The organism is Pseudomonas sp. SBT1-2, from assembly GCF_028640875.1.
GTDB classification, from domain to species: domain Bacteria; phylum Pseudomonadota; class Gammaproteobacteria; order Pseudomonadales; family Pseudomonadaceae; genus Aquipseudomonas; species Aquipseudomonas chlororaphis_I.
On sequence record NZ_JAQZAA010000083.1, the window covers coordinates 68,710 to 75,142 of the forward strand.

The following is a 6,433-nucleotide window of genomic DNA, read 5'->3' on the forward strand; positions in this document are numbered from 1 at the left end:
TCGCAGCCTTCGGCAGCGGCTACAGGTGTATCGCGGTTACGGCTTGACCAAGCGCGCATCCAGGCTGTTCTGCGCCAGGCGCTTGGCCTGATCCTGGGTCATGCCCAGGTGGGTGTACAGGGCGTGGAAGTTCTCGGTGACGTAGCCGCCGAAGTAGGCCGGGTCATCGGAGTTCACGGTGACCTTCACCCCACGCTCGAGCATCTCGAGGATGTTGTGCTGCGACATGTGATCGAACACGCAGAGCTTGGTGTTCGACAGTGGGCAGACGGTCAGCGGGATCTGCTCGTCGATGATGCGCTGCATCAGTCGCTCGTCCTCGAAGGCGCGCACGCCGTGGTCGATGCGCTGGATCTTCAGCAGGTCGAGGGCTTCCCAGATGTACTCGGGCGGGCCTTCTTCACCGGCGTGGGCGACGGTGAGGAAACCTTCGCTGCGGGCACGATCGAACACGCGCTGGAACTTGCTCGGCGGGTGACCCATTTCCGAACTGTCCAGGCCGACCGCGACAAAGGCTTCGCGGAACGGCAGCGCCTGGTCGAGGGTTTTCTGCGCTTCGTCTTCGCTCAGATGACGCAGGAAGCTGAGGATCAGGCCGCTGGTGATGCCCAGTTGCTGCTCGCCATCCTTGAGCGCGCTGGCGATGCCGTTGAGCACCACTTCGAAGGGGATGCCGCGATCGGTGTGGGTCTGCGGATCGAAGAAGGGTTCGGTGTGGATGACGTTCTGCTCTTTGCAGCGCAGCAGGTAGGCCCAGGTCAGGTCGTAGAAATCCTGGGAGGTGCGCAGTACGTCCGCGCCCTGGTAGTACAGGTCGAGGAACTCTTGCAGGTTGTTGAAGGCATAAGCCTTGCGCAGGGTTTCCACATCGCTCCAGGGCAGGGCGATCTTGTTGCGTTCGGCCAGGGCGAACAGCAGCTCGGGCTCGAGGGATCCTTCAAGGTGCAGGTGCAGTTCGGCCTTGGGCAAGGCGTTCAGCCAGTCGTACATGGGTGTGATCTCATCAGGTGCAGTCGAGCGCTGCGTGAACGTGTTGCGCTCCATCATCCTGCGGCGAAAAGCCGACCGCAAGGTGCGATGACAGGCGCTGGCCCCGGGTCTCACCAGGGCTGCGCGGGCGCGTCAGGTTTCATCGCGCCCATAAGGGCAGGCATTCTACAGGCGCCGGCGGACTATTCGGCAAAACCTGACCAGCCGGCCGATCAGGAGGCTTGCAGTTCCCGGCGATAGGCATAGGTATCGGCGAACCGCGACAAGAGGAATTCGGCGCAGGTGGTGACCGGGTACTTCGGCGGATGCTCGGCATCCTGGCAGCCGGGCAGGCATTCGATGCGCGTATCCGGATGGGGCTCGGCGAAGAACGGCATCGAGTAGCGGTCCACCCCCAGCGGGCTGATCACCCGGTGCGGTGTCGACAGGTAACGGTCGTTGCTCCAGCGCGCCATCATGTCGCCGAGGTTGACCACGAAGGTGCCCTCGATGGGCGGGGCGTCGATCCACTGGCCCTGGACGTTGCGCACCTGCAGGCCGCCGGCGCTGTCCTGGTAGAGCAGGGTGATGCAGCCGTAGTCGGTGTGGGCGCCGGCGCCTTGCTGCTCGTCGCTGCTGGCGGTGTGCCGCGGCGGGTAATGGATCAGGCGCAGGACGCTGACCGGCTCCTTGAAGCGGCGGTCGAAAAAGTCGCGCTCGATGCCCAGGGCCAGGGTCATGGCCCGCAGCAGGGTCTGGGCCAGGGCCTGCATGTCCAGGTAGTGCTGCTCCATCAACATTTCCCAGCCGGCGATATCCGGGTGCCGGTTGCTGCCGCGCAGCGGTTTTTCCGCGAGCACCTCGGGATGGTCGGCCGGCAGGTGCAGGCCCATGTCGAAGGTTTCCTTGAGGTCGCTGGGCTTGTCCGGGTCCAGCTGCTCAGTAGCGATCGCACCGTAGCCGCGATGGTGGCGGGTCTGGGTGATATCGATCTTGAGTTTCTCGGCGGCCGGCAGGGCGAAGAACTGCCGGGCGGCGTCGAGCAACTGGCCGATGCGCGCGGCGCTGATCGGGTGGCCCTTGATATAGAAGAAACCCCACTCGCGGCAGGCGCGGTCGATCTGCTGGGCGACGCTGTTCCAGCCGTGGGCGTCGTCGCCGTAGAGCGGGCTGATGTCGATGATTGGAAGCTGGTTCATATAAATGCTCTCAAGGTAGCCACTGCCCTGTAGCCGCTGCCGCAGGCTGCGATCGACCCCGAAGGGGGCGTGCTCTGGATATCGAGCAGAGGACCTTCGGACCTTGGCGCAACCTGCGGCAGCGGCTACAGGATTCGATGAGTCATTTCGGAATGTCGGCCTTCATGCCTTCCACGTAATAGTTCATCGATGCGAGCTCGGCATTGCTGGCGCTGACCCCGGCGGCGAGTTTTTCCACGCCGGCCTGATCTTTGATCGGCCCGGTGAATGGGTGGAAGGCGCCGCTCTTGATGTCGGCGATGATCTGCTCGGCCTCACGCTTGACGTCGGCGGGCACCAGGTCGCTGATCGGCAGTTCGACTGTGCCTTCCTTCAGGCCGCCCCAGTAGTCTTGGGATTTCCAGCTGTGGTCGAGCACGCCCTGGGTGGCCTGGATGTAGTGCGGGCCCCAGTTGTTGACGATGGAGGTCAGCACCGCTTTGGGCCCGAAGTGGGCCATGTCCGAGGCGTAGCCCACGGCATACACGCCACGGCGTTCGGCGGCCTGGATCGGCGCCGGGCTGTCGGTGTGCTGGAAGATCACGTCGGCGCCCTGGTCGATCAGGGCGTTGGCGGCGTCGGCTTCCTTGCCCGGGTCGAACCAGGAGTTGACCCACACCACCTTGATCTCGGTGCCCGGGTTGTATTTGTTCAGGGCCAGTTGGATGGCGTTGATGTCGCGGATCACTTCCGGGATCGGGAAGGAGGCGATGTAGCCGACTTTCTTGCTCTTGGTCATCTTCGCCGCGAGAAAACCGCCGACGTAGCGACCTTCATAGGTGCGGGCCAGGTAGGTGCCGAGGTTCTTGTCCTGTTTGTAGCCGGTGGCGTGTTCGAAGGTGGTTTTGGGGAATTGCTTGGCGACTTTCAGGGTCGGGTTCATGTAGCCGAAGGAGGTGGTGAAGATCAGGTCGTACTGGTCCTTGGCCATGTTGCGGATCACCCGCTCGGCGTCGGCGCCTTCGGCGACGTTCTCCACGTAGTTGGTCTTGATCCGGTCGCCGAACTTCTCCACCAGCGCCTTGCGTCCCTGTTCATGCTGATAGGTCCAGCCGTGGTCGCCGATCGGGCCGATATAGACGAAGCCGACCTTCAACGGATCGGCGGCGCTGGCGCCCAGCGAGACGCTCAGGCCGATGGCCGCGGTGAGGGCGCACAGCAATTTTTGCAACGGACGTTTATGCATGAATCCGGACTCCATTTTGTTGTGGGGCGAGGCTGGGCTCTAAGGCTTGAATGGCTCAATGCAAATAGCTGACCAACAGGACAACAAAATTTCGGGGGGCAGGGTGAAGCCTTCGCGGGCAAGCCTCGCTCCTACAGAATCGCGGCGATCACGGGATCCGGCATGGCGTAAATCCTGTAGGAGCGAGGCTTGCCCGCGATCAATCTCAAGGCCGCCCAAGAGCCAACCCGGTGCGCCATGCCCACTCCATGCCAACCCCTGGTGCACGAAGGTGTAACGAAACGTTAGTGACTCCATGCAGTCTTTAGCTCATCTCTACTGCTCGATTTATCCGGTCAAAGGACTGCAATGCTCACTTCACTCAAGCAAGAAAGTTTTCTGTTGCTGGCGCTGCTCGCGGCGCTGGTTGCCTATCCGTTGGAGCATGCGCTGCTCAACAGCGGCCAGGGCGTGGCGCTGATCTCCGGGCTGGTGCTGATCGGTTTCATCGTCGCCGCGTCGATGCGCGTCGCCCATCACGCCGAGCTGCTGGCGGAGAAGGTCGGCGACCCCTACGGCACCATGATCCTGACCCTCGCCGCGGTCCTGGTGGAGGTGGTGATCCTGGCGATCATGATGAGCAACGAGGCCTCGCCGACCCTGGTGCGCGACACCATCTATTCGGCGGTGATGCTCGACATCAATGGCATCCTCGGCCTGGCCGCGCTGATGGGTGGGATCAAGCATGGCGAGCAGGCCTACAACGACGACTCGGCGCGCTCCTACAGCGTGATGATCCTCACCGCCATGGGCGTGTCGATGGTGGTGCCGGAGTTCATCCCCGAAGCGAAATGGAAGCTCTACTCGGCCTTTACCATTGGCGCCATGGTGCTGTTGTACACCCTGTTCCTGCGCATGCAGGTCGGTGCCCACAGCTACTTCTTCAGCTACAGCTACCCGGAAAAACGCCGTAAGAAAGAACCGACGGAAGACCAGCCAGCGCCTGTCAGCCTGGCGTTCTCCATCGCCACCCTGGTGTTCGGCGTGGTGCTGATCGGCGCCTTGGCGGAGGTGATGTCCAAGACTCTCGACCTGGGGCTGGAAGGCACGGGCGCGCCGCCGGTGATCACGGCGATCCTGGTGGCGGCGATTTCCGCGGCGCCGGAAATTCTCACGGCCTTGCGCGCGGCGTTAGCCAATCGCATGCAGTCGGTGGTCAATATTGCGTTGGGCGCGTCGTTGTCGACGGTGATCCTGACGGTGCCGGTGATGGAGGCCATGGCGCTCTACACCGGCCAACCGTTCCAGATGGCGATGACCCCGGTGCAGACGGTGATGATCTTCATCACCCTGATCGTCAGCGCGATCAACCTCAACGACGGTGAGACCAATGCCATCGAAGGCATGACCCACTTCGTGCTGTTCGCGACCTTTATCATGTTGTCGTTACTGGGTCTTTGAAGAGCATCGCGAGCAAGCTCGCTCCTACATCCGGCGTGATTCATTCTGGAAATGATCGGAACCGGTTCCCTGTAGGAGCGAGCTTGCTCGCGATAACACCGGATCAGGCGCCGCCGATCAACTCCCGCGCCGCCTGCCGGTGATCGGCAATCAGGCCCCGCACATCCAACCCCTCGACCTGCCCATCGATCACCCGCCACTGGCCGCCGACCATCACCCGGTCCGCCCGGTCCGCGCCGCACAGCAGCAACGCCGACAACGGATCATGGCTGCCGGAGAAGCGCAGCTCATCGAGCTTGAACAGCGCCAGGTCGGCCTGTTTGCCCACGGCCAGCTCGCCGATATCGTCGCGCCCCAGCAACCGTGCCGAACCCCGGGTGGCCCAGCCCAGCACCAACTCCGGGGTGATCTTCTCGGCGCCGTAGCGCAGGCGCTGCAGGTACAGGGCCTGGCGGGTTTCGAGAATCATGTTCGAGGCGTCGTTCGAGGCCGAGCCATCCACACCCAGGCCGACGGGCGCGCCAGCGTCGGTCAGTTCCAGGGTCGGGCAGATGCCCGAGGCCAGGCGCATGTTGGAACTCGGGCAGTGACAGATGCCGGTCCCGGCCGCGCCAAGGCGGGCGATTTCATCCGGGTTGAAATGGATGCCGTGGGCCAGCCAGGTCCGCGGGCCGAGCCAGCCGACGCTGTCCAGGTAGTCCACGGTGCGCAGGCCGAAACGTTGCAGGCAGAAGTCTTCCTCGTCGAGGGTTTCCGCCAGGTGGGTGTGCAGGCGCACGTCGAGTTTTTCCGCCAGCTCGGCGCTGGCCGCCATGATCTCTGGGGTCACCGAGAACGGCGAGCAGGGCGCCAGGGCGATCTGGATCTGCGCGCCGGCGCCGCGTTGGTGGTACTCGGCGATCAGCCGCTGGCTGTCGGCGAGAATCACCTCGCCCTGCTGCACGGTCTGTTGCGGCGGCAGGCCGCCATCCGCTTCGCCGAGGCTCATGGAACCGCGGGTGAGCATGGCGCGCATGCCCAGTTCGCGCACGCTGGCCACCTGCACGTCGATGGCGTTTTCCAGGCCCTCGGGGAACAGGTAGTGGTGGTCGGCGGCGGTGGTGCAGCCTGACAGCAGCAGTTCGGCCAACGCCACTTTACTGGCCAGGGCGAGTTTCTCCGGGGTCAGCCGGGCCCAGACCGGGTACAGGGTTTTCAGCCAGGGAAACAGCGGCTGGTTGACCACCGGCGCCCAGGCGCGGGTCAGGGTCTGATAGAAGTGGTGATGGGTGTTGATCAGCCCCGGCAGCAGCACGTGCTCGCGGGCATCGAAGACCTGTCCACAGGGCTGGGCAGGTTGCTGGCCGGCGCCGAGCACTTCGACGATCAGGCCGTCTTGCAGCACCAGGCCGCCACGGGCGTCGAGGGCATTGCCAGTGAAAATGGCGAGGGGATTTTTTAACCAGGTACGGGTCGCAGGCATGGTGGCCGGCTCCTCTGAAAGTGGGTTCAGGTTAGCCAGCTCAGTGTTGCCCTGTCTGCTGATCCAGGGTCGCCACGGGGGCGAGGTGCGCAGTTTACGGGGAGACCGCTGCGCGGTCTATCGCGGGCAAGCCTCGCT

The 6,433-nt window shown here is 63.7% G+C and carries 5 protein-coding genes; 1 reads left to right on the plus strand and 4 read right to left on the minus strand.

Annotated elements, in window-relative coordinates; translation table 11 throughout:
* Positions 1-36: 36 nt before the first annotated feature.
* The 3 genes from PVZ78_RS16930 to PVZ78_RS16940 all read right to left on the minus strand — a co-directional run bounded on the left by PVZ78_RS16930 (position 37) and on the right by PVZ78_RS16940 (position 3,393).
* Positions 37-990: an adenosine deaminase gene (locus PVZ78_RS16930; protein ID WP_007923280.1), complete on the minus strand. Its 954-nt coding sequence runs from the start codon at positions 988-990 to the stop codon at positions 37-39.
* Positions 991-1,202: 212 nt separating this feature from the next.
* Complete coding sequence (locus PVZ78_RS16935; protein ID WP_273828982.1) at positions 1,203-2,168, minus strand: 2-oxoglutarate and iron-dependent oxygenase domain-containing protein; 966 nt, start codon at positions 2,166-2,168, stop codon at positions 1,203-1,205.
* 142 nt (positions 2,169-2,310) lie between these two features.
* A complete protein-coding gene (locus PVZ78_RS16940) occupies positions 2,311-3,393 on the minus strand; it encodes a BMP family ABC transporter substrate-binding protein (RefSeq protein WP_038630529.1) in 1,083 nt (360 codons plus the stop codon).
* 348 nt (positions 3,394-3,741) lie between these two features.
* On the opposite strand from PVZ78_RS16940, the gene PVZ78_RS16945 reads away from it, so the two are divergent.
* Positions 3,742-4,833 carry a calcium:proton antiporter gene (locus PVZ78_RS16945; protein WP_038630530.1) on the plus strand — a complete coding sequence of 364 codons (1,092 nt, stop codon included), beginning with the start codon at positions 3,742-3,744 and terminating at the stop codon, positions 4,831-4,833.
* A 103-nt stretch (positions 4,834-4,936) separates the two neighbouring features.
* On the opposite strand, the gene PVZ78_RS16950 is transcribed toward PVZ78_RS16945, so the two are convergent.
* Positions 4,937-6,295 carry an 8-oxoguanine deaminase gene (locus PVZ78_RS16950; RefSeq protein ID WP_038630531.1) on the minus strand — a complete coding sequence of 453 codons (1,359 nt, stop codon included), beginning with the start codon at positions 6,293-6,295 and terminating at the stop codon, positions 4,937-4,939.
* Positions 6,296-6,433: the final 138 nt, after the last annotated feature.

Bases quoted from the DNA above. Each gene is read 5' to 3' on its own strand.
- PVZ78_RS16930 (WP_007923280.1), bottom strand. From the start codon at position 990: ATGTACGACTGGCTGAACGCCTTGCCCAAGGCCGAACTGCACCTGCAC.
- PVZ78_RS16935 (WP_273828982.1), bottom strand. From the start codon at position 2,168: ATGAACCAGCTTCCAATCATCGACATCAGCCCGCTCTACGGCGACGAC.
- PVZ78_RS16940 (WP_038630529.1), bottom strand. From the start codon at position 3,393: ATGCATAAACGTCCGTTGCAAAAATTGCTGTGCGCCCTCACCGCGGCC.
- PVZ78_RS16945 (WP_038630530.1), top strand. From the start codon at position 3,742: ATGCTCACTTCACTCAAGCAAGAAAGTTTTCTGTTGCTGGCGCTGCTC.
- PVZ78_RS16950 (WP_038630531.1), bottom strand. From the start codon at position 6,295: ATGCCTGCGACCCGTACCTGGTTAAAAAATCCCCTCGCCATTTTCACT.